Consider the following 21,249-nt stretch of genomic DNA (forward strand, 5'->3'; position numbering starts at 1 on the left):
CCGGAGTCTGCGGGCGGGGGGTGAGCGGAGGTGGGCCGTTCCGGTGGGTGGGGGCGTGGGCGCGTGCGAGCGGTCACCTCTTCCGCCACACGGCCCGGAACCGCCGCCGGGACGGCCAGCTCGTCCACCACACGACCCGGGACCGTCGCGGGGGCGGTCATTTCGTGTGGCCCGGGGCGGGGGTGGGGGCCAGGGCCGCGCGGCGGGCCAGGCCGGTGGTGGAGCGGCCGTCGAGGTAGGGCAGCAGCAGGACCTGTCCGCCCCAGCTCTCCACCAGGGGCTGTTCGGGCAGCCGGGTGCGGGCGTAGTCGCCGCCCTTGGCCCAGATGTGCGGGCGGAGTTCGCCGAGGATGCGTTCGGGGGTGTCCTCGTCGAAGACGGCGACGGCGTCCACGCACTCCAGGGCGCGCAGCACCCGCACCCGGTCGGCGGCCGGGACGACGGGCCGGCCGTCGCCCTTGCGGCGGCGCACGGAGGCGTCGGAGTTCACGCAGACGACGAGGCAGTCGCCGGCCCGGCGGGCGGCCTGGAGCAGGGCGACGTGCCCGGCGTGCAGCAGGTCGAAGCAGCCGCCGGCGGCGACGACGGTGCCGCCCGCCGCCCGGACCCGGGCGGCGGTGCGCACGGCGTCCGCGGTGGTGTCGCCGTCGGCCACCGGCTCGGCGGCCGTCTCCTGCCGGTCCGCGACGGCGACCGCGCGGGCGCCGCCCTCGGCGACGTAGCGGGTGGCGGCGTGCACGGCGCCCTGGACGGCGGCCTCGGTGAGGGTGCCGTCGGCGAGCAGGCCGGCCGCGGCGGCGGCGAACCGGTCGCCCGCGCCGCAGGGATCGCCCGTGGCGGCGGCCGGGGTGGGCACGAGCAGCGGGCTCTCGCCGTACGAGAGCAGGGCGCCGCGCTCGCCGAGGGTCACCGAGACGGCCTGGGCCCGCCAGGCCCGGACGAGGGTGCGGGCGTCCCGGGCGGCGGTGCGCAGTCCGGCCGTGTCGCCGGCCGCCTCGTCGTCCGCGTCCAGCTGCCGGGCGAAGGCGCGGGCCTCCTGGGCCGAGGGGGTGGCCAGGCGGACGCCGGGGACCGGGGGCCGCCCGCGCACGTGCGGGTCCCAGACGACGGGGGCCGCCGTGTGGGCCAGCGCCTCGCGCAGCACGTCGGCGGTGCCCCGCCCGTAGTCCGCGACGAGTACGCCCCGGGCGTCCGCGATCGCGGCCACCGCCCCGGGAGTCGCCTCGCGGGCGCGGCCCTCGCCGTCGTCGAGGCGCAGCAGCGGCCGGTCCCCGGCCAGCACCCGGGTCTTGCTGCTCAGGGTGCCCTCCAGGGGCACCTCGACCAGGGCGACCCGGTCGGCCAGCAGCTCCCGGAGGGTGTCGCTGGCGGTGTCGGCGCCGAGGGCGGTGACCAGGGTGACGGGGCGGCCGTCGGCGGCGGCGAGGCAGGCGGCGAGGGCCGCGCCGCCGGGGCGGGAGCTGCGCCGGGTGCCGTGCACGACGGGGACCGGCGCGTCCGGGGCGAGCCGTTCTGCCCGGCCGCACAGGTCGTGGTCGAGCAGGGCGTCGCCGACGACGACGAGGGGCGTTGGCGAGCCGGTCATGCGTGTCCCTCCCCGGGCGTCACGGGGGCACCAGCTGAGCCCGGTGCGCCGGATGCGCCGGATGGGCCGGGCGGGGTCCGGCCGACGGTGCGAGCGCGGCCCACCAGCCGGCCGACCACACCCGGTCTGCCGCCCGCGCCGGGCCTGCCGTCCGCACCAGGCCTGCCGTCGGCAGCCGGTTCGCCGGAGCCTGCCGCGCCGTCGGCGGGCCGGTCGGCCGTGCCGCGCGCCACGGCCTGGTCGAAGGCCTCGCAGAGCATGTGCACGGCGACCAGGTGGAGTTCCTGGACGGTGGCGGCGACGGGGGCGTCGACGCACACCGCCTCGTCCGCGCCGAGCTGGAGCGGGTTCGGGGACCGTCCGGTCAGCGCCCACACGGTCATGCCCAGCCGGTGCGCGCGCTCGGCGGCGGCCAGCAGATTGGCGCTGGCGCCGCTGGTGGACAGCAGCAGGAGCACGTCCCCGGGGCGGCCGTGGGCGGCGGTCTGCCGGGCGAACACCTCCTGGACGCCGTAGTCGTTGGCGATCGCGGTGGTGGAGGAGGTGTCGGCGTGCAGGGCGACCGCGGAGAACGGCGGCCGGTCGTCGCGGTAGCGGCCGACGAGTTCGGCGGTGAGGTGCTGGGCCTGGGCGGCGCTGCCGCCGTTGCCCGCGACGAGCAGCCGGGCGCCCGAGCCCAGCCGCCGGGCGAGGCCGGTGCCCCAGCGCTCGATGAGGGGGGCGTGGTCGCGGAACGCCTCCAGGGCCTTGGCCAGGTCGTCGCAGTGCGTGGTGTCGGTGACGGTCTTCATCGGACGACTCCCCGGAGCGAGCGGATCGAGGACACGGCGCCGTACACCCCGGCGAGGCCGTCGGCGACCCGGTCCCAGGTGTAGTGGGCGAGCACCCGGTCGCGGCCGGCGGCGCCGTACCGGGCGAGCCGGCCGGGGTCGGCGAGGAGAGCACGGACGGCCGCGCCGAGGTCGTAGTCGTCGTCGGCGGGGACCAGCAGGCCCGTGGTGCCGTCCACGACCGTGTCGAGCTGGCCGCCGACCGCGGTGGCGACGACCGGCGTGGCGCAGGCCATGGCCTCCAGCGGGACGATGCCGAAGGGTTCGTACAGGGGCAGTGACAGCACCAGGTCGGCGCTGGACATCAGCCGGGGCATCCGGGCCCGGCCGACCCCGCCGAGCAGGGTGACCCGGTCGGCGACCCCGTACTCGCCGGCGACGGCGCGGAGGCGGGCGGCTTCGGGCTCGGAGCCGAGCAGGTCGGCCTCGGGGCCGCCGACGACGAGGAGTTCCGCGTCGGGGACGCCGGCGAGGGCGCGGATGGCGCGGTCGAAGCCCTTGCGGGGCACGAGCCGGCCGACGGCCAGCAGCCGCCTGCGGGCACCGGGCCGGGGCGGGCGGGTGAGCGGCGCGAACTGGTCGGGGTCGACACCGCAGGGCACGACGCTGATCCGGTCCTCCGGCAGCCCCATGGCCTTCAGTTCGGCCACCTCGTCGCTGCACGTGGCGATGATCCGGGCGCACTCGTGGCCGATGGCCTCCTCGACGGCGAGGCGCTGCGGCGGGCTGGTGTCGGCGGCGCCCTGGTAGCGCTTCTTGACGGTGCCGAGCGCGTGGTAGGTCTGCACGACGGGGATGCCGAGGCCGCGGGCGCCGGCCAGGGCGGCCAGACCGGACATCCAGAAGTGGGCGTGCACCACGTCGGGTGGGGCGGCGGCCCACTGCCGGGCCAGGAAGCGCCCGAACTCGGCCATGTGCGGCAGGAGTTCGTCCTTGGGGACGGGCTCGGCCGGCCCGGCGGGCACGTGCACCACCTGTACGCCGTCGATGAGGGTCACCCGGTCCGGCAGGCCCGCCGAGTCCCGCCGGGTGTACACCGTGACCCGGTATCCCTTCCTGGCGAGCTGCCGGGCGGTCTGCGCCACGTACACGTTCTGGCCGCCCGCGTCCGGCCCGCCGAGCGCGGCCAGCGGGCTGGCGTGCTCGGAGACCATGGCGACGCTCCCGGCCGTGTGCGGAATGCGGCTCATCGGGTGACCTCCTTGATCAGGCGTTCCCAGTCGTCCAGGAAGCGCCGTTCTCCGTAGCGGGCCTGGGCCGCGGCCCGGGCCGCCGCGCCGGTGCGGCGGGCCAGCCCGAGGTCGGCGAGGAAGGCGCGTACGGCGTCCTCCAGTACGTCGAGTCGGTTCGAGACCACTCCGGCGCCCTCGGGTACGGCCTCCCGGACCTCCGTGGTGTCCAGGGCGACCACGGGCATGCCGAGGAACATGGCCTCCAGCAGCGACAGGCCGAGCGAGGTCCAGCGCACGGGGTGCAGGTAGAGGCGGCACCGGGCCATCTCGCGGTGCAGCGCGTGCTGCGGCAGGTCCCGGGCACGGCAGCGTTCGGGTGGCAGGCCGAGATGGGCGGCGAGTCCCGCGGTGCGCATCCCGAAGACGTCCAGGGGCGCGGACCGGGCGAACCGGGGCAGCAGGTCGGTGCCGGTCGTACGGCCCCTGCGCACGGGCTCGTTGACGACGACGGCCGCGCGCCGCTCGGTGCCGGTCCACCGGTGGCCGGGGTCGGGGATGCCGTGCTCCACGACCTCGGTCGGGGCCCGGCCGTTGTCCCACATCAGCCGGTTGAAGTGGGTGACGTGCACGACCGGGATGCGGGACTGGCCGGCCAGCGGGTGGAGTTGCCGCTCGGGTGTCTCGTCGGGGCTGTTGTGCTCGACGTACACGGCGGGCACGTCGACGCCGGGGCGGCGGCCGGTCCAGCGCCGGGCGAGGTCGAGTTCGCGCGGTCGCTGGAGGACCATCAGGCCGATGTCGGCGTCCCGCAGTTGCTCCGGTGTGCGTTCCCGCACGGAGGGCGGCCAGTCCCAGGTCACCGCCCGGCCGAGGCCGTCGGGTCCGCGGTCCTCGGTGACCGGGACGAGGTAGGTGTGCGGGCCCTGCACGAAGGCGGTGAGCCAGGACCCGTGCACGTGCCAGACGAGGATGTTCATGAGTGCCGCTCCTGGATGAGCTTGTGGACCGCGCGCACCACGTCCTGTCCGGTGACCTCGTCCAGGCAGGGGTGGCCGGGCACCGGGCAGACGAGGGCCCTGGTGTCCGCGCACGGCGCCGACCGGTCGCCGAGCAGGATGACGGGGACGCCGTACGGTGCCCAGCGCTCGGCCGGTACGACCGGTGCGAACAGGGACACGACCGGGGTCCCGACGGCGGCGGCGAGGTGGGCGGGGCCGGTGTTGGCGCTGATCACGACGTCGGCCATGCGCAGTACGCCGGCGAGGGTGCGCGGGCTGGTCCGGCCGCCGAGGTCCACGGCGACGTCGCCGCCGACCCGCCGGGTGAGGGCGGTCTCGCCGGGGCCGCCGGTGACGACCACGCGGTGCCCCGCGTCGGCGAGCAGCGTGACGGCTTCGGCGCAGCGGTGGGGGCTCCAGGCGCGGGCGGGGGCACTGGCGCCGGGGTGCAGGACGACGTAGGGGCCGCGGCCGGTGAGGTGGCCGGTGTCGGGGGGCGGGAGCACGCGCAGGCGTCCGTCGTCGCCGGGCGGGGGCGGGAAGCCCAGGGCGGCGGCGGTGTCCAGGGCCGCCTCCGCCTCGTGCCGGCCGTCCCTCCGGCGGTGGCGTACGTCGAGGAGCCGGCCGGGGTGGTCGGCGCTGTCGGCACCGATCCGGCCGACGCCGGCCAGCCGCAGCAGCAGCGCGGTGGGCAGCGGGCTCTGGTGGAAGGAGGTGAGGATCAGCGCGGTGTCGTGGGCACCGGCGCGCAACCGCCCGAGCAGGGCCTCGATGTCCGCCGGGCTGACCGGGGGCGGGTCGAAGCCCTCCCAGGGCGCCTCCCACACCAGTACCTCGTCGACGCCGGGGAGCAGCCGGGCGGCGTCCGCGCCGCGCGGGCCGCACAGCAGGGTGACGTGCGTACTGCGGGCGGCGACGGCGCGTACGGCGGGGCCGGCGAGCAGCACGTCGCCGAAGCTGTCGAGGCGGACGACGAGGGACCTCACCGCGACCACCTCCCCGCGGGACCGCTCGCGCCCTCCCGGCCGGCCCCCGCCACGGCGGAAGCCGACGCGCCCGGCCCGCACGGCGCAACCCGGTCCCCCGCCACGGCCGGCCGGAGCGTCCGCGACCGGGTGGGGACCGCCGCGCCCGGCGACGACGGCGGGACCCGGTCCCCCGCAGCGCCCGGCGACGACGCGGGAGCCCGGCCCGCCCTCGCGCCACGCCCGGGGGCTCCCCCCGTACCGGCCCGCCCCGCCGCATCGGGCGCGCAGGGCACGCCCGGCGGGGGCGGCACGTCCGGCGGGGACGGCGGAACCCGGTCCGACGGCGCCTCGCCGTCCGAGGAAACCCACTCGCCGTAGGAGGAAACCCGCTCTCCGTACGACGAGACCCACTCGCCGTCCGGAGGACCCGGTTCCGTCGGGATCAGGGCCGTGCGGACCGCGCTGAGCAGGTCGGGGGCGCTCTGGCCGGCGAAGCGGGCGACCTCCGCCGGTGCCGTGGCGGCGTTGGGCACCAGTACGGCCCGGGCGCCGGCCGCCCGGGCGGCCAGTACGTCGGCGGCGATGTCGCCGATCACCAGGCACGCGGCGGGCGGTACGCCCAGCCGGGCGGCGGCGGTGCGGATCAGGCCGGGACCGGGCTTGCGGCAGGGGCAGCCGGTTTCGGGGGCGTGCGGGCAGAACACCCAGGTGTCCAGGCCGCCCAGCAGCGCATCGGCCCGGGCGTTGACGGCGCGCACCTGCTCGGCGGTGAGCAGTCCGCGCCCGATGCCGGACTGGTTGCTGACCACGCCGGTGGCCAGGCCGTGGGACCGGGCCAGCGCGACGGCCTCCGCGGCGCCCGGCAGCAGCCGCACCCGGTCGGGGTCGCCGTTGTACGGCACGTCCGCCACGAGGGTGCCGTCGCGGTCGAACAGGACGGCGGACACGGTCGTCACGCGGCACCTCCCAGGGGTTCGGCGTGCCGGTGGCGGACGGCGCCGCGCATCCAGTGCCGTACGGCGAGGGGTGGAATGAGCACGCTGGTGCCGAGCATCCCGGCGATCTCCCGGACGGTGCGCGGGCCGGGCAGGATGCGGGCGAGGGCGAACTCGGCGGTGCCGAGCGCCCACAGGGCCGCGCAGGCGGTCGCGGCCCGGCGCCGCCCGGACAGGGCGCAGGAGGCGGCGGCCAGTGCGGCGCCGGTGACCGCCAGGTGGCGGGGCAGCCGGCCGCGGGGTGCCTGGGCGCGGTCCCACCAGTCCCGGCCGTGCAGCCGGTTCATCAGCGCGTCGTCGGCGTTGCCGCGCTGCGCGGGCAGCGAGGCCCACCAGTGGGCCGGGCGGACCGGGTGCCGGGTGACCCGCTCGCCGCGGACCAGGGCCCAGCCGGCCCGCCGCACGCGCAGGGCGAGGTCGGCGTCCTCGCGGAAGGCCCGCGGGAAGCGTTCGTCGAAGCCGCCGGTGCGCTTCAGCACCTCGGTGCGGTAGGCCATGTCGGCGGTGGCCCAGGCGGCGTTCTCCAGGCCCTTGGTGGTGCGTTCCCAGTCGGTGGGCCGGCGGTCCGGGGGCAGGGGGACCCGCAACCGCCCCTGGACACCGCCGACGTCGGGCCCGGCCGCGCGCAGGTCCGCGGCGAGCCGCCGGGACCAGTCCGGCAGCACCTGGACGTCGTCGTCCAGGAAGACCGTCCAGGGCGTACGGACGGTCCGCCAGCCGGCGTTGCGGGCGGCGGCCGGGCCCCGGCCCCCGGTGCGCAGGGTGCGCACCCGGTCGAGCAGTTGCCCGGCCGTCTCCAGCGCCAGGCCGCCGTCGGGCGCGGGCCGGTCGTCCACGACGACCACCTCGTGCGGCGGGTGGTCCGCCGCCGCGACGAGCGCGCGCAGGCACTCGGCGAGACAGGGCCGGCCGATCGTCGGGACGACGACGGTGTAGGCGGGTGCGTCGCTCATGCGAACGCCTTCCCGCGGCGGATCGCGAACGGGCCGAGCACCAGCAGGTCGACGGGGGCCGAGCCGAAGCACTCCAGGGCGTCGCGGGGATCGTCGACCATGGGCCGCCCGGCGGTGTTCAGGCTGGTGTTGACCACCACCGGCAGGCCGGTGCGCCGTTCGAAGCCCTCGATCATCCGGGCCACCAGGGGTTCCCGGGCGCGGTCCACGGTCTGGATGCGGGCCGTGCCGTCGACGTGCACCACGGCCGGGATGCGCGCCTTCCAGTCGGCGGCCACGTCGTGCACGAACAGCATGTGGGGGCTGGGCAGCGGCCCGTCGAAGATCTCGGCGGCGCGCTCGGCGAGCACCATGGGCGCGACGGGCCGGAACTCCTCCCGGCCCTTGACCGCGTTGAGCCGTTCCAGGTTCGCCGCGCGGCCGGGGTGGGCGAGCAGGGACCGGTGTCCGAGGGCGCGCGGTCCGTACTCGCTGCGCCCCTGGAACCAGGCGACGATCCCGTCGGCGGCCAGGGCCTCGGCGGCTGTCTCGGCGACGTCGGCGGGCTCCTCGTACGGTACGGCCGCCCGCTCCAGCCACGCCCGCAGCTCGGCGTCGCTCCAGCCGCGTCCCAGGGCGGCCGTCGGCATCGGTTCCAGGGTGTCCTTCTCCCCGGCGACGTGCGCGGCGGCGCCCAGGGCGGTACCGGCATCGCCCGCGGCGGGCTGCACCCACACGTGCGCGAATCCGCTCTCGCGCCAGAGCCGGGTGTTGGCCACGCAGTTCAGGGCGACGCCGCCGGCCAGCGCGAGCGCGTCCTCACCGGTGCGCGCGCGCAGCCAGCGGGCGAGGGCCAGCACGGTCTCCTCCAGACAGAGCTGGGCGCTGGCGGCGAGATCGGCGTGGTCCTGGTTCCAGGCGCCGCCGGCCGGGCGCGGCGGGACGAGTTCGGCCCAGGGCACCGGGCGGGCCGTGAAGCCGCCCCGGTCGTCGGCGTGGACGTGGGCGCGCAGCCGTTCGGCGAAGCGCGGGGTGCCGTAGGAGGCGAGCGCCATGACCTTGAACTCGTCGCTGCTGCGCAGGAATCCGAGGTGCTGGGTGAGGTCCTCGTAGAACAGGCCGAGGGAGTCGGGGAGTTGCTGGGCGGTGAGGACGGTCAGTTCGCGGTTGACGTACCGGCCGGCCAGGTGGGAGCCGCACTCGCCGCGGCCGTCGAGGACGAGCACGGCGCAGTCCGGGTACGGCGAGACGGGCCCGGCGGAGGCCGCGTGCGCGATGTGGTGCGGGACGAACCGCACCTTGGCCGGGTCGAGTCCGGGCAGGGCCTCGGCGAGGAAGCCGGGGGCCTCGCGGGCGTACTGCTGGCGCAGGTGGTCCCAGGGGTCGTCCAGGCCCAGCCGCTCGGCGGGGCGGGCGAGCCCGGGGTCGTAGGAGTAGGCGACGGCGTCTAGGTCGGACGGGGTGAGGCCGGCCTGCCGCAGGCACCAGCGGGCCGACTGCTCGGGCAGCTCCCAGGCGGAGAAGGGCAGGGGCCGCTTGCCGTGCTTGCGGCGGGAGAACCGCTCCTCCTCCGCCGCCGCCACGACCGTGCCGTCGGTGATCAGGGCGGCGGCGGGGTCGTGGAAGAGTGCGTTGATACCGAGGACGTGCATGCGCTGTCTCCAGGGCCGGGGACGGGCGGGGGGTCAGGAGTGCGGGGCGGGATCCGGTGCGCGCGGGGCCGGTTCCGGGGGCAGGGCCGCGAAGTAGGCGATGGTCTGCTTCAGGCCCTCCTCCCAGGGGACCTGCGGCGACCAGCCGAGCAGTTCGCGGGCGAGGGTGGTGTCGGGGCGACGCCTGCCGGGGTCGTCGACGGGCCGGTCGACGAACGCGATCGGGGAGCGGGAGCCGGTGAGGGCGACCACCCGGCGGGCCAGCTCGGCGACGGTGATCTCGTCGCTGCCGCCGATGTTCACCGGCCGCACGGATCTGCTCCCGGCGACCCGCAGGACGCCGTCCACGGTGTCGTCGACGTAGCACAGCGAGCGGGTCTGGCTGCCGTCACCGGTGACCGTCAGCGGCTCGCCGGCCAGGGCCTGGCAGATGAAGGTGGGCACGGCCCGGCCGTCGTGCGTGCGCATGCGCGGGCCGTAGGTGTTGAACAGCCGGACTATCCCGGCGTTCGTCCCCCTGGTGCCGGCGTGCGCGGTCACCAGGGCCTCGGCGAACCGTTTGGACTCGTCGTACACGCTGCGCGGACCGACCGGGTTGACGTTGCCCCAGTAGCCCTCGTGCTGCGGGTGCACCTGCGGATCGCCGTAGACCTCGGAGGTGGAGGCGAGCAGCAGGCGGGCGCCGTCGCGTTCGGCGATCGCCAGCGCGTTGCGGGTGCCTGAGCTGCCCACGGCCAGGGTCTCCAGGGGCATGCGCAGGTAGTCGGCGGGCGAGGCCGGGCAGGCGAAGTGCAGGACGAGGTCGTACGGACCGGGGAGCAGCCCCGCGCAGTCGGCCGCGGAGACGTCGCAGTGCGCGTAGCGGAAGCCGGGCCGGTCCTCCAGGTGCGCGACGTTCTCTTGCCGGCCGCAGGCCAGGTTGTCGGCACAGTCGACTTCGACGCCCGAATCCAGCAGCCGTTCGCACAGGTGGGAGCCGAGGAAGCCGGCGCCGCCGGTCACGAGGGCGCGCCGCCAAGGGAACGGTGTGTCACCAGTCATGGGGGCTACTCCTTCGTCGTCCTTCGTCGTCCGTTGTCGTACGCCGTCCGTCGTCCGTCGTCCGCGTCCCCGGAAGCGCCGGATCGGTGCCTTACGGCGCGTGGCGGCGGCGAACCCGGGCGGAGAACCCGGTCGGAGAGGTGGAAGGGGTCGGAAAGGTGGAAGGGACCGGGCGGGTCCACGGATACGTGCGGGAGACCGGACGCGACGGTCCGCGCGCCGGAACGCACGTAGGGGTCCGGCGCGTGCCGCGCCACCGGGACCGACGTCGTCGGCCCGCCGGGAAGGGGGAGGACAGGGCCTCGGGTCCCGCGATCGTCCGGGACCGCCCTGGTCTGCCGCCGCTGGCTGGACGGCACTGGCACCCTGGGTTCCCGTGCCAGTTGGTTTCACACGTTGGACTCTTATTGTCCGGAACCATGGGTACTCGCGCGACTCCGGCCATCCCGTACAGCACGCTGGAGACCCCATGCACCACGATGTCCCGGCAGCCGTGCTGCGCGCCCTGATAGCCCCCGGCCGGCCCCCGGCGCGGCTGCTGCTCACCGGCTGGTTCAGTTTCCGGGACGGGGAGGCGACGGCCGGGGACGTGCTCGCCCAGCAGCACATGTCCGCCGAGCTGGCCCGGGCCGGCATCCCGCACGACACGGCGTGGAGCCCCGGCTTCCGGCCCGGGGCGCTGTCGCTGGAGACAGCCGACCCGGGCGCGTACGACACGCTGCTGTTCGTGTGCGGTCCGGTGCACGGGCGGCAGGTGGCCGACCTGCATGTCAGATTCAGGTCCTTGAGACGACTGGCGGCCGGGGTCTCGGTGGTCGACCCGGCCCATCCCGCGGCCACGGGCTTCCACGCGGTCGTCGCCCGGGACGGCACCCCCGCTCCCGCCCGCCGGGATCTCGCGGCCGGCGCCCCGGTGGGCCCGGTGCCGCCGGTGGCCGGGGTGGTGCTCTCGGCCGGGCAGGGCGAGTACGGGTCGCGCCGCCGGCACCCGGAGGTGAACGAGCGGATCACCGGCTGGCTGGCCGGCAAGGACTGCGCCCCGGTACCGGCCGAGACCCGGCTGGCCACCGACGACTGGCGGCTGTGCGCCACCGCCGAGCAGTTCCTCGCCCTCGTCGCCCGCTTCGACGTGGTCGTCACCACGCGCCTGCACGGTCTGGTGCTCGGGCTGCGCACCGGCACCCCGGTGATCGCCGTCGACCCGGTCGCGGGCGGCGCGAAGGTCAGCGCGCAGGCCAGGGCCGCCGGCTGGCCGGCGCTGGTGGCGGCCGAGGCGCTGTCCGCGCGGATGCTGGACCACTGGTGGGAGTGGGCGCTGTCCGGGGCGGGCCGGTCGGCCGCCGCCCGCCACTCGATCCGCTGACTCCGTGCGGCGGACCGTGTAGCGCGCCGTGCCCGGGGCACTCGGCCGGCCGACGGCTGGCCGTTCCCGGGCCGCCGCGTTCCATCGCAGGAGGTAACGACCATGGGTCACGGCGGAAACGTCATCCAGGAGCTGACCACCGACCACCGTGAGGTCGAGGAGATCTTCGGCCGCATCGAGGCACTGCCGCCCGGCTCAGCGGAGCGCAAGGACCTCTGCGACCAGGTCACGATCGAGCTGGTCCGGCACTCGGTCGCGGAGGAGGCGTATCTGTACCCGGCGGTGCGCGAGCACGTGCCGGGCGGAGCCGCCCTGGCCGACAAGGAGCTGGAGGACCATGCCCAGGCCGAGCAGATCATGAAGGATCTGGAGGGGTGCCAGGCGGACGATCCCCGGTTCGACACGCTGATGACGCGGCTGATGAGCGAGATCCGGTCCCATGTGACCGACGAGGAGCAGAACCTCTTTCCCCGGCTGGAGTCGGTGTGTCCGGCGGACGCGCTGATGGACCTGGGCGACAAGGTCCGCCGGGCGAAGTCGATGGCGCCGACCCGTCCGCACCCGATGGCGCCGGACAAGCCCCCGGCCAACAAGCTGCTGGCTCCGGGCGCCGGCCTGGTCGACCGGATGCGCGACGCCCTGTCGGGCCGGGGCAAGGAGAGCTGACCGGGGCAGGGTGGGGCTGACGGGGCCGTCCCCCGCCCCCGCCCTTGTGATGCCGGCTACGCCCTTGTGGTGTCGGCTCTCCCGGCACGCCCCCACAGCACGATGCCGTCCGGGCCGTACGCGTACGGGCCGGACGGCATCGTGCTGTCCGGGCTCCGGTCCACGGCGGAAGGGTTCAGCGCCCTGGGACAGGAGCCCGGGGGCAGAGCCGGGAGGTCAAAGCCAAGGGGTGACCCGGGCACCGCGCTGCGGCCGGGGGCGGGGGCGGGCCGCCCGGCACAGCAGCCGGAACGCCTGGAAGAGGGTCAGCGGCCACAGCACCGCGAAACACCACAGCAGCGCGGGCTGGGAGGTGCGGATGCCCATGACGGCGACGAACACCGACGCGAGTCCCAGCAGCAGCACCGCCGCCGGGAGCAGGCCCGGGCGGCGGGCGGCACCCATGCGGCGCGCGAACCGCCGGTCCTGCCGTAGGTTCGCCTCGATCTGCAACAGCGCGAGCCGCTCGCGCGCTGACATCCGTACCTCGTCGTGCTGCCACATCTTCCGCTCGTCCACGGCGTCGGCACCTCCTCCGGTCGGGAGCCGGGGGGCTCCGGGCGACCGGGTTCCCCCGACGCCCCGGCTGATGCGGCGCCGGCCGCCGGGAGAACCGGGCGCGGTTCACGATGGAGGACACCGGGTCACGTCGTCCGCCCGTGCGGAGGCACCGTGCCCGAGCCGCTGCTGCCGGTGTGACCGGCCGGCGTCGGCCATCCCGCGGTGACGCGGTCCACCGCCCGGCGGGTCAGCGCGCGGTCGTGCGGTACGTCGTCGAGGGCCCGGTGCAGGGTCATCCCCTCGATCAGCGCGTCCAGTTGGCGCGCGGGGTCGGGGGTCTCGGCCCGGCCGAGGCGCCGCTCGAAGACGGCCACGATGTGGTCGGCGAAGCGGGTGAAGGCCTGGCGCAGCAGGTCGTCCATGCCGGTGAAGTGATAGGTCGTCGACCCGAGGGGCACGTCGGCGCGGGTGGCGACCTTGCGGTGCGAGACCCCCACGACCCCCTCCTCGGCGATCAGCTCGAGCGCGGCGGCGAGGATCCGCTCGCGCCGCCGCGGGTCGGTGTGCCCGGTGGCCATGAGCGCGGTGCCCTCAGAGGGTCCGGACGGGGCGGGCCGGGTTGCCGACGGCGACGACGCCGGCGGGCACGTCCCTGGTGACCACTGCTCCGGCGCCGATGACGGCGTCGTCGCCGATCGTGACCCCGGGGCAGACGATGACCCCGCCGCCGAGCCAGACGTTGTCGCCGATGATGATCGGGCGTGCGGCCTCCAGCTGAACGTACGCTCCTGGCGGGTCGCGTGCGGGTGCTCCGCCGCGGGGACGGATCGCGCCGGGCGGCGGTACGCACGCGGACGGGCGGGGACGGCCGGGGTGACCGCCCGAACCCGCCCGTTGGACCGCCGGGTTCAGTTGGCGGCGAGGAGTTCGAGGGAGTCGACCACGCGGTGGGAGAATCCCCACTCGTTGTCGTACCAGGCGACCACCTTGATGTGGCGGCCGTCGACCCGGGTGAGCTGCGCGTCGAAGATCGAGGAGGCCGGGTTGCCGGTGATGTCGGAGGAGACGAGGTCGTCCTCGGAGTACTCCAGGATGCCCGCGAGCGGGCCCTCGGCCGCGGCGCGGTAGGCCGCCAGCACCTCGTCCCGCGTCACGTCCCGGGCGACGCTGGTGTTGAGCTCGACGATCGAGCCGACCGGCACCGGGACGCGGATCGAGTCGCCCGACAGCTTGCCGTCGAGGTTGGGCAGCACATGGCCGATCGCCTTGGCGGCGCCGGTGGTGGTCGGGACGATGTTGACGGCGGCGGCGCGGGCGCGGCGGGCGTCACGGTGCGGGCCGTCCTGGAGGTTCTGCTCCTGGGTGTAGGCGTGCACCGTCGTCATGAAGCCGTGTTCGATGCCCGCGAGTTCGTCGAGGACCGAGGCCAGCGGCGCCAGCGCGTTGGTCGTGCAGGACGCGTTCGAGACGATCGTGTGCGCGGCCGGGTCGTAGGCGTCGGTGTTGACGCCGTACGCGAGGGTGACGTCGGCGCCGTCCGACGGGGCGCCGACCAGCACCTTCTTGGCGCCCGCGTCGATGTGGGCGCGGGCGGCCTTCGCCGCGGTGAAGCGGCCGGTGGCCTCCAGGACGATGTCGACGCCCAGCTCGCCCCACGGCAGCCGCGCCGGCTCGCGTTCGGCGAGCACCTTGATGCGGCGGCCGTCGACCAGGAGTTCGTCGCCCTCGACGGTCACCGGGCGGCCGAGCCGGCCGGCCGTGGTGTCGAAGGCAAGCAGCTTCGCCAGGGCCTTGGGGTCGGTCAGGTCGTTGACGGCGGCGACTTCGAGGGCGCTGTCGCGCTCGAGCAGCGCGCGCAGCACGTTGCGGCCGATGCGGCCGAATCCGTTGATGGCGATGCGAGTCATGAGTACTGTCCCTTCGGTTCCCTGCGAGGTTTCCACGGGCCCGGTACCCGTACCAGCGGCTGGATCGCCATCATCCGCAAGGATCGGGTCAGGGGGCCGGACGCCTCACGACCCCCGGGTGAACGTGCGCCGGTACTCGATCGGCGAGGTGCCGAGGATGCGCTGGAAGTGCCGTCGCAGATTGGCGCCGGTACCCAGGCCGACGTCGGCGGCGATCCTCTCGACCGCGCGTTCCGAGCGTTCGAGCAACTCGCGGGCCGTGTCGACGCGGGCGCGCATCACCCACTGCATGGGGGTGTATCCGGTCTCCTCGACGAAGCGCCGGGAGAAGGTGCGCGTCGAGACGCCCGCGTGCTGGGCGAGGAGTTCCAGGGTGAGCGGCTCGTCGAGCCGGCCGAGGGCCCACTCCCGGGTGGCGGCGAACCGCTCCCCGCGTGGCTCGGGCACACTGCGCGGCAGGTACTGCGCCTGGCCCCCGCTGCGGTAGGGGGCCGCGACCAGGCGCCGGGCGGCGTGGTTGGACGCGGCCACCCCGAGTGCGCCCCGCAGGATGTGCAGGCACAGGTCGATGCCGGAGGCGGCGCCGGCCGACGTCAGCACGTCGCCCTCGTCGACGAAGAGGACGTTCTCGTCGACCTTCACCCCGGGGTGCTTCGCCGCCAGCGCCCGGGCGTAGTGCCAGTGGGTGGTGGCGCGCTTGCCGTCGAGCAGGCCGGTGGCGGCGAGGGCGAAGGCGCCCGTGGAGATGGCGGCGAGCCGGGCGCCCCGGTGGTGGGCGGCGATCAGGGCGTCGAGGACGGGCCGCGGCGGGTCCTCGCGGTCCGGGAACCGGTAGCCGGGGACGAAGACCAGGTCGGCCCAGGCCAGCGCTTCGAGGCCGTGTTCGACGAGGTAGGACAGGCCGTCCCCGCCGCTGACCGGTCCGGGCGCCGCGCCGCACACCCGGACCTCGTAGGGCATGCTGGCGCGGGTCGTGAACACCTGCGCGGGGATGCCGACGTCGAGCGGCTTGGCCCCGGCCAGCACCAGGACCGCGACCCGGTGCGGGCGGGCCGCCTGGGTGTGACGCATGCTCAGCTCTCCTCCGCGTGAGCCTTCCCGAGCCCGGACGATCCGGAGATCCGCCGCCTCCGTGCGGGAGCACTCCGCGGTGGGGCGTCGACCGCGCGGACCCCTCCCATGATCGTGGACGCGCCCCGCCCGGCACAGCCGACTCCCCCCGTACCCCGAACAACCCTTGTCGTTGCGCCCCGGCCGGTGTCGCACGCGACATTCTGAGCGAGTGACGAACAAACCTTGTGACCGGTTCAGGACCATGGAACGCTGTTCACGATTCCCGCGGCGCCGGGGCGAGGGGCCAGGCGCCGCGGACCCGCGCCGTCGCGGTGGACGGCCGCGTGGAGAAGGGGGACTTCAGGCGTGAAGAAGCTGATCAACGACGTCCGTGACGTGGTGCCCGAGATGCTGGAAGGGCTCGTCCTCGGCAACCCCGAGGCCGTGCTCCTGGACGGCGAGGCGGTGGCCGTGCGGAAGACGCGGACGGCGGACGTGGCCGTCGTCTCCGGCGGTGGTGCCGGGCACGAACCGGCGCACGTCGGCTACGTGGGCGCGGGCATGCTCACGGCGGCGGTCAGCGGAGAGGTCTTCACCTCCCCCTCCGTCGACGCCGTCCTCTCGGCGATCCGCGCGGTGGGCGGGCCCGCGGGCGTCCTGCTCGTGGTCAAGAACTACACCGGCGACCGGCTGAACTTCGGGCTGGCGGCGGAGCTGGCGCGCGCCGAGGGCATCCCCGTGGACATGACGGTGGTGGCGGACGACGTCTCCCTGCCCGCCGACACCCACACGGGGCGGCGGGGCGTCGCGGGCACCGTGCTGGTCCACAAGATCGCGGGGGCCGTCGCCGCGTCCGGAGCGTCCCTGGCGGACGTGGCGCGGGAGGCCGCGCGGGCGGCCGCGGACATCGGCACCATGAGCGTCGGCCTGGACGGCTGCACGGTCCCCGCGGCCGGGCGGGCCGGCTTCGAGCTGGGGCCCTCCGAGATCGAACTCGGTCTGGGCATCCACGGCGAGGCGGGCGTGGAGCGCGGACCGGTCCGGCCGGCGGACGACCTCGTGGAGCACCTCCTCGAGCGGATCCTCGCGGATCTCGCACTGGTCCGGGGCGACCGGGTCGCGCTGCTGGTCAACGGACTGGGCGGCACCCCCGTGATGGAACTCGCCATCGTCTCCCGCAAGGCGGCCGCGTACCTGGCGGAGCACGGGCTGCGCCTGGAGCGCATGTGGTGCGGGAACTTCCTCACCGCCCTGGACATGCCCGGCTGCTCGCTGACGCTGATGAAGGTCGACGACGAGCGGCTGCGCCTGCTGGACGCGCCGACCCTCGCCCCCGCCTGGCCCGCCGCCCACCGGGACTCCGTGCCGGGCACCGCGCCCCGGCTGCCCCGGCCCGTGGCGCCCGGCCCCGAGCGGTCCGGCGCGGCGCTCCCCGCGTACCTGAGCGCCCCGATCCTGGCCGTGTGCGGGGCACTTGAGGAGGCCGAGCCGCGGCTCACCGCCCTCGACCGGCGCGTCGGCGACGGCGATCTCGGGATCAGCCTGGCGAGGGGGGCCAGGGCGGTGCGCGACGAGTGCCGGGACTACGGCGCCGCCCCGGGCACCGTCCTGCGGGCGCTGGCGGGCACCGTGCGGCGGGCGGTCGGCGGTTCGTCCGGCCCTCTGTACGCCGCGCTGCTGCTGCGCGCGGCGGCCGTCCTGGACCAGGCGGACGGCACCGGCGTCACCCCGGCCGTCTGGGCGGGGGCGCTGTCCGAAGGGGCGGACGCGGTCGCGGAGCTGGGGGGGGCCGCGGTCGGCGACCGCACCATGCTCGACGCGCTGGTCCCGGCGGCCCGGGCGGCCGAGAAGGCCGTCGCCGACGGCGCGACGGGGGCGGAGGCCCTGGCCCGGGCGGCCGAGGCGGCGCACCGGGGAGCGAACGCCACCGCCGATCTGGTCCCGCGCCGGGGCCGCTCCAGCTACCTGGGAGAACGCGCGGTGGGCTGCCCCGACCCGGGAGCCGTCGCCGTGGCCGTCTGGCTGACGGCCCTGGCGGACGCCGTGCGCACGCCGGACGACTCGGCGGTGCCGCCGGCCGGATGAGCCGGTACGGGCGGACGTACGCGATCCGGGGCGGGGGGGACCGGGTCGCCGCCGACCTCGCCCGGCGCGGGGGCGTGCCCGCGGGGCGGTGGCCGGCACCCCGGGGATCCGCGCCCTGCCGCGTCCGGGCGGCCGGCGGGTCGGCCGGCACCGGGGAGCGGGAGCGCGGTTCCCGAGGGGGCGCGCGGCACGCCGGACGTCTGAGTCATCGTGCCCGTGAAACGTTCTTTACTGCATTCAGATGACAGCGGGCCACCCGTCGGCAAGGATTTCCGTCCGCGCGTCGGCGGTAATGCTCTGAGCTGGTGTTTTCCGCGCTCGTGGGGATCTTCGACGGCGCCGACGGGTCCGCCCGGAACAAGGGGCGGCCACGCCCGCCGGGCCTCGCGGCGGCCTGCCGTACAGCGGCGCGAGGAGCGTCCGCCCGGTGGCCGCCCCCCGCCGGGAGCCGGACGGTCGCAGGTGACCTTCGCTGCCACTGGGTCGATACTGCCAATAGACGGGACGGGCGGCCACCTCCGTCGGGCGGCCGTCGGCCCCTGACGTCGCGTCACCGCGGCCGGCCACGAGACAGCAGCAGTCCCCGCACCGTGCACTCCGCCTCCGACGGCACGAAACCGCCGGGGCCAAGAACCGCCCGTTACGCCTCGGACCTGTGAAGGCGCAGGTCAAGGGCCCAAGGTTACGCTCACGAGGAGACCTCATGAGGATGCTGATCAACGTCCCGGAGACGGTCGTGGCGGACGCGCTGCGCGGTTTGGCGGCCGCGTACCCCGACCTGAACGTGGACGTGGAGAACCGGGTGATCGTCCGCCGGGACGCCCCCGTGGCCGGGCAGGTCGCGCTCGTGTCGGGCGGCGGCTCCGGGCACGAGCCGCTGCACGGCGGTTTCGTCGGCCCGGGCATGCTCGCCGCCGCCTGCCCCGGCGAGGTCTTCACCTCCCCGGTGCCGGACCAGATGGCGCGCGCCGCGGCGGCCGTGGACAGCGGGTCGGGGGTCCTGTTCGTCGTGAAGAACTACACGGGTGACGTGCTCAACTTCGACATGGCGGCCGAGCTGGCCGAGGACGAGGGCATACAGGTCGCCAAGGTGCTCGTCAACGACGACGTGGCGGTCACCGACAGCCTCTACACGGCCGGCCGGCGGGGTACGGGCGCGACGCTCTTCGTGGAGAAGATCGCCGGTGCCGCGGCGGCCGAGGGGCAGCCGCTGGAGCGCGTGGAGGCCGTCGGCCGCCGGGTCAACGAGAACTCCCGCAGCTTCGGCGTGGCCCTCAGTGCCTGTACGACCCCGGCGAAGGGCAGCCCGACCTTCGACCTACCGGAGGGCGAGCTGGAGTTGGGCATCGGCATCCACGGCGAGCCGGGCCGGGAGCGGCGGCCGATGATGACCTCCGGGGAGATCGCCGACTACGCGGTCGATGTCGTCCTGGAGGACATGCCGCCGCGCAGTCCGGTCCTGGTGCTGGTCAACGGCATGGGCGCGACCCCGCTGCTGGAGCTGTACGGGTTCAACGCCGAGGTCCAGCGGGTGTTGCGCGAACGCGGCGTGGCCGTGGCCCGCACCCTCGTCGGCAACTACGTCACCTCCCTGGACATGGCGGGTGCCTCGGTGACGCTGTGCCAGGCCGACGAGGAGCTGCTGCGGCTGTGGGACGCGCCGGTGAGGACCCCGGCCCTGCGCTGGGGCATGTGATCTTCGAGGAGCAGCCGGTCACCGGTCCGGCCGTACGGCCGACGGTCCTACCACGCGAGGAGATCCAGTGCTCGACGCCGACTTCTTCCGTCGTTGGATGACGACGGCCGCCGCGTCCGTCGACCGCGAGGCGGAGCGGCTCACCGCCCTCGACTCGGCCATCGGGGACGCCGACCACGGCAGCAACATGCAACGCGGGTTCACGGCCGTGGCGGCCGCCCTGGACAAGGAGGCGCCGGACACCCCGGGCGCCGTGCTGACCCTGGCCGGGCGGCAGCTGATCTCGACGGTGGGGGGTGCGTCCGGACCGCTCTACGGGACGCTGCTGCGCCGGGCGGGCAAGGAACTGGGGGACGCCCCCGAGGCCGGCCCGGAACAGCTGGCCGCCGCGCTGCGCGCGGGGGTGGACGCGGTGATGAAACTCGGCGGGGCGGCGCCCGGCGACAAGACCATGATCGACGCCCTGGTGCCCGCGGTGGACGCGCTCGGCACGGGGTTCGCCGCCGCGCGGGCCGCCGCTCAGGAGGGTGCGGCGGCCACCACACCGCTCAGGGCCCGCAAGGGGCGCGCGAGCTATCTGGGCGAGCGCAGCATCGGCCACCAGGACCCGGGGGCGACCTCGTCGGCGCTGCTGATCGCCGCGCTGGCCGACACGGCGGAGGCGGACGGTGAGTGAGGACAGGCTGGTCGGGATCGTGCTGGTGTCGCACAGCGCGCAGGTGGCCGCCTCGGTCGCCGAGCTGGCCAAGGGCCTGGCGGGCGGTTCGGCCCCGGTGCCGGTGGCCCCGGCGGGCGGCACCGAGGGCGGCGGGCTCGGTACCAGCGCCGGGCTGATCTCCGCCGCGGCGGCCTCGGTGGACCGGGGGGCCGGGGTGGCGGTCCTCACCGACCTGGGCAGCGCGGTGCTCACGGTGAAGGCGCTGCTGGCCGAGGGTGGCGAACTGCCGGACGGTTCGCGGCTGCTGGACGCGCCGTTCGTCGAGGGGGCGGTGGCCGCGGTGGTCACCGCCGCCACGGGCGCCGACCTGGACGCCGTCGAGGCCGCGGCGGCGGAGGCGTACGACTACCGGAAGGTGTGACGCGGTCCGTCGCCGGGACCGGTCAGTGGTCGCCGACGAAGAGTCTGGCCAGGCGCTTTCCCTCCGCCACCGTCGCCTCGCGGTCCTCGATGGCGCCGGCCCCGGAGTGCCGGAAGAGGATGTAGGTCACGCCGGAGGGGACCCCGCCGTCGCGCGGGTCGGGGCGGATGCCGAGGCCGCGCGCGGTGGCGTAGGAGGCCTCGCCGATGATGTCGTGCGGGCCGGTGTCGCCGACGACCGCGTACTGCACCCGGTCGCGGTAGACGACGGCGGCCACGGTGCCCCCGCGTACGCCGGAGGCGCCGAAGGCCCAGCGTCTGCCGGGTGCCGGGACCACGATGTAGGGGAGGGTCTCGGAGTTCAGCTGGCGGCCGTCGGACTGCTGGAAGGCGGTGGTGGCGGCGAACAGCGGGTCGGTGCGGCGGTTGCAGCGGCTGCCGGGCCGGCCGTCGCAGTCGATGTCCAGGTCGGCCTTCCAGAACACGGCGTCGCGGGTGCCGCAGACGCGGACGGTCGCGCGGCTGTCCGCGTCCGTGCGGTACCGGCCGCGGGAGATCTGCCTGCACCTGCCCGCCCGGGCCAGGAGGTCGGCGGCGGTGACCTCGCCCTCGCCACGGGCCGCGGGCCGCTGGGGGGGCGGGACGGCGGTGGCGGGGGCGGGCAGCGCCGCCGGGGCGAGCAGGGCGG

General features: G+C 75.9%; 20 protein-coding genes and 1 pseudogene. 6 read left to right on the forward strand and 15 right to left on the reverse strand.

Annotated elements, in window-relative coordinates; all coding sequences use genetic code 11:
• Nucleotides 1–157 precede the first annotated feature (157 nt).
• From IF37_RS0105450 to IF37_RS0105490, 9 genes are read right to left on the reverse strand one after another with little or no spacing between them, the layout of a single operon-like run.
• A complete protein-coding gene (locus IF37_RS0105450; RefSeq protein ID WP_030736968.1) occupies nt 158–1,585 on the reverse strand; it encodes a PfkB family carbohydrate kinase in 1,428 nt (475 codons plus the stop codon).
• Nucleotides 1,582–2,376: an SIS domain-containing protein gene (locus IF37_RS39040; protein ID WP_079165563.1), complete on the reverse strand. Its 795-nt coding sequence runs from the start codon at nt 2,374–2,376 to the stop codon at nt 1,582–1,584. The genes IF37_RS0105450 and IF37_RS39040 overlap by 4 nt, the downstream gene beginning before the upstream one ends.
• Complete coding sequence (locus IF37_RS0105460) at nt 2,373–3,605, reverse strand: glycosyltransferase (protein WP_030736972.1); 1,233 nt, start codon at nt 3,603–3,605, stop codon at nt 2,373–2,375. Before IF37_RS0105460 ends, IF37_RS39040 begins: the two co-directional genes overlap by 4 nt.
• Complete coding sequence (locus IF37_RS0105465; protein WP_030736974.1) at nt 3,602–4,564, reverse strand: glycosyltransferase; 963 nt, start codon at nt 4,562–4,564, stop codon at nt 3,602–3,604. Before IF37_RS0105465 ends, IF37_RS0105460 begins: the two co-directional genes overlap by 4 nt.
• On the reverse strand, nt 4,561–5,571 hold the full coding sequence (locus tag IF37_RS0105470; protein ID WP_030736977.1) for a glycosyltransferase family 9 protein: 1,011 nt from the start codon (nt 5,569–5,571) through the stop codon (nt 4,561–4,563). Before IF37_RS0105470 ends, IF37_RS0105465 begins: the two co-directional genes overlap by 4 nt.
• The gene (locus IF37_RS46560) at nt 5,568–6,509 is read right to left on the reverse strand and encodes an HAD-IIIA family hydrolase (RefSeq protein ID WP_079165564.1); all 942 of its coding nucleotides are present in this window, start codon (nt 6,507–6,509) and stop codon (nt 5,568–5,570) included. Before IF37_RS46560 ends, IF37_RS0105470 begins: the two co-directional genes overlap by 4 nt.
• Nucleotides 6,506–7,501 (reverse strand): glycosyltransferase family 2 protein, encoded by a 996-nt coding sequence (locus IF37_RS0105480; RefSeq protein ID WP_030736983.1) that lies wholly within the window; start codon nt 7,499–7,501, stop codon nt 6,506–6,508. Before IF37_RS0105480 ends, IF37_RS46560 begins: the two co-directional genes overlap by 4 nt.
• Nucleotides 7,498–9,132, reverse strand: a complete 1,635-nt coding sequence (locus tag IF37_RS0105485; protein WP_030736986.1) for a carbamoyltransferase C-terminal domain-containing protein — start codon at nt 9,130–9,132, stop codon at nt 7,498–7,500. Before IF37_RS0105485 ends, IF37_RS0105480 begins: the two co-directional genes overlap by 4 nt.
• Nucleotides 9,133–9,165: 33 nt before the next feature.
• Nucleotides 9,166–10,173 (reverse strand): NAD-dependent epimerase/dehydratase family protein, encoded by a 1,008-nt coding sequence (locus IF37_RS0105490; RefSeq protein ID WP_030736989.1) that lies wholly within the window; start codon nt 10,171–10,173, stop codon nt 9,166–9,168.
• 469 nt (nt 10,174–10,642) lie between these two features.
• Here IF37_RS0105490 and IF37_RS0105495 point away from each other — a divergent pair, with 469 nt between their 5' ends.
• Nucleotides 10,643–11,536 (forward strand): polysaccharide pyruvyl transferase family protein, encoded by an 894-nt coding sequence (locus tag IF37_RS0105495; protein WP_030736991.1) that lies wholly within the window; start codon nt 10,643–10,645, stop codon nt 11,534–11,536.
• 102 nt (nt 11,537–11,638) lie between these two features.
• Entirely contained in the window at nt 11,639–12,202 is a 564-nt protein-coding gene (locus IF37_RS0105500; RefSeq protein ID WP_030736993.1) for a hemerythrin domain-containing protein, read from the forward strand.
• Between the two features lie 216 nt (nt 12,203–12,418).
• Here IF37_RS0105500 and IF37_RS0105505 read toward each other — a convergent pair whose 3' ends face one another.
• From IF37_RS0105505 to IF37_RS0105525, 5 genes and pseudogenes are all read right to left on the reverse strand, one after another.
• Nucleotides 12,419–12,760, reverse strand: a complete 342-nt coding sequence (locus tag IF37_RS0105505; RefSeq protein WP_030736995.1) for a DUF3040 domain-containing protein — start codon at nt 12,758–12,760, stop codon at nt 12,419–12,421.
• Between the two features lie 125 nt (nt 12,761–12,885).
• Entirely contained in the window at nt 12,886–13,320 is a 435-nt protein-coding gene (locus IF37_RS0105510; RefSeq protein WP_063886360.1) for a TetR/AcrR family transcriptional regulator, read from the reverse strand.
• Nucleotides 13,321–13,333: 13 nt separating this feature from the next.
• Nucleotides 13,334–13,519 (reverse strand): annotated as a pseudogene (locus tag IF37_RS41600) (DapH/DapD/GlmU-related protein); the annotation flags it as partial.
• A gap of 131 nt (nt 13,520–13,650) precedes the next feature.
• The gene (gene gap / locus IF37_RS0105520; RefSeq protein ID WP_030736997.1) at nt 13,651–14,649 is read right to left on the reverse strand and encodes a type I glyceraldehyde-3-phosphate dehydrogenase; all 999 of its coding nucleotides are present in this window, start codon (nt 14,647–14,649) and stop codon (nt 13,651–13,653) included.
• Nucleotides 14,650–14,754: 105 nt separating this feature from the next.
• Nucleotides 14,755–15,720: a GlxA family transcriptional regulator gene (locus IF37_RS0105525; RefSeq protein WP_030736998.1), complete on the reverse strand. Its 966-nt coding sequence runs from the start codon at nt 15,718–15,720 to the stop codon at nt 14,755–14,757.
• Between the two features lie 348 nt (nt 15,721–16,068).
• Between IF37_RS0105525 and dhaL (IF37_RS0105530) the strand changes: the two genes are divergently transcribed.
• The 4 genes from dhaL (IF37_RS0105530) (at nt 16,069) to IF37_RS0105545 (ending at nt 20,562) form a co-directional block, all read left to right on the forward strand.
• Complete coding sequence (dhaL, locus tag IF37_RS0105530) at nt 16,069–17,787, forward strand: dihydroxyacetone kinase subunit DhaL (protein ID WP_030736999.1); 1,719 nt, start codon at nt 16,069–16,071, stop codon at nt 17,785–17,787.
• Nucleotides 17,788–18,490: 703 nt separating this feature from the next.
• Nucleotides 18,491–19,483 (forward strand): dihydroxyacetone kinase subunit DhaK, encoded by a 993-nt coding sequence (gene dhaK / locus IF37_RS0105535; RefSeq protein ID WP_030737001.1) that lies wholly within the window; start codon nt 18,491–18,493, stop codon nt 19,481–19,483.
• Between the two features lie 67 nt (nt 19,484–19,550).
• On the forward strand, nt 19,551–20,159 hold the full coding sequence (gene dhaL, locus IF37_RS0105540) for a dihydroxyacetone kinase subunit DhaL (RefSeq protein WP_030737003.1): 609 nt from the start codon (nt 19,551–19,553) through the stop codon (nt 20,157–20,159).
• A complete protein-coding gene (locus tag IF37_RS0105545) occupies nt 20,152–20,562 on the forward strand; it encodes a PTS-dependent dihydroxyacetone kinase phosphotransferase subunit DhaM (protein WP_030737005.1) in 411 nt (136 codons plus the stop codon). Before dhaL (IF37_RS0105540) ends, IF37_RS0105545 begins: the two co-directional genes overlap by 8 nt.
• Before the next feature lie 22 nt (nt 20,563–20,584).
• On the opposite strand, the gene IF37_RS0105550 is transcribed toward IF37_RS0105545, so the two are convergent.
• Nucleotides 20,585–21,249, reverse strand: a 665-nt coding sequence (locus IF37_RS0105550) for a glycoside hydrolase family 75 protein (protein WP_030737006.1), incomplete at its 5' end; no start/stop codon positions are given.

It is taken from the genome of Streptomyces sp. NRRL S-31, assembly GCF_000718775.1.
GTDB lineage: Bacteria > Actinomycetota > Actinomycetes > Streptomycetales > Streptomycetaceae > Streptomyces.

Excerpts from the sequence above, each read along its gene's own strand:
- gap (WP_030736997.1), bottom strand. The coding sequence starts at position 14,649 with ATGACTCGCATCGCCATCAACGGATTCGGCCGCATCGGCCGCAACGTG.
- IF37_RS0105460 (WP_030736972.1), bottom strand. The coding sequence starts at position 3,605 with ATGAGCCGCATTCCGCACACGGCCGGGAGCGTCGCCATGGTCTCCGAG.
- IF37_RS39040 (WP_079165563.1), bottom strand. The coding sequence starts at position 2,376 with ATGAAGACCGTCACCGACACCACGCACTGCGACGACCTGGCCAAGGCC.
- IF37_RS0105490 (WP_030736989.1), bottom strand. The coding sequence starts at position 10,173 with ATGACTGGTGACACACCGTTCCCTTGGCGGCGCGCCCTCGTGACCGGC.
- IF37_RS0105525 (WP_030736998.1), bottom strand. The coding sequence starts at position 15,720 with ATGCGTCACACCCAGGCGGCCCGCCCGCACCGGGTCGCGGTCCTGGTG.
- IF37_RS0105480 (WP_030736983.1), bottom strand. The coding sequence starts at position 7,501 with ATGAGCGACGCACCCGCCTACACCGTCGTCGTCCCGACGATCGGCCGG.
- IF37_RS0105465 (WP_030736974.1), bottom strand. The coding sequence starts at position 4,564 with ATGAACATCCTCGTCTGGCACGTGCACGGGTCCTGGCTCACCGCCTTC.
- IF37_RS0105500 (WP_030736993.1), top strand. The coding sequence starts at position 11,639 with ATGGGTCACGGCGGAAACGTCATCCAGGAGCTGACCACCGACCACCGT.
- IF37_RS0105510 (WP_063886360.1), bottom strand. The coding sequence starts at position 13,320 with ATGGCCACCGGGCACACCGACCCGCGGCGGCGCGAGCGGATCCTCGCC.
- dhaK (WP_030737001.1), top strand. The coding sequence starts at position 18,491 with ATGAGGATGCTGATCAACGTCCCGGAGACGGTCGTGGCGGACGCGCTG.
- IF37_RS0105495 (WP_030736991.1), top strand. The coding sequence starts at position 10,643 with ATGCACCACGATGTCCCGGCAGCCGTGCTGCGCGCCCTGATAGCCCCC.
- IF37_RS0105450 (WP_030736968.1), bottom strand. The coding sequence starts at position 1,585 with ATGACCGGCTCGCCAACGCCCCTCGTCGTCGTCGGCGACGCCCTGCTC.
- IF37_RS0105485 (WP_030736986.1), bottom strand. The coding sequence starts at position 9,132 with ATGCACGTCCTCGGTATCAACGCACTCTTCCACGACCCCGCCGCCGCC.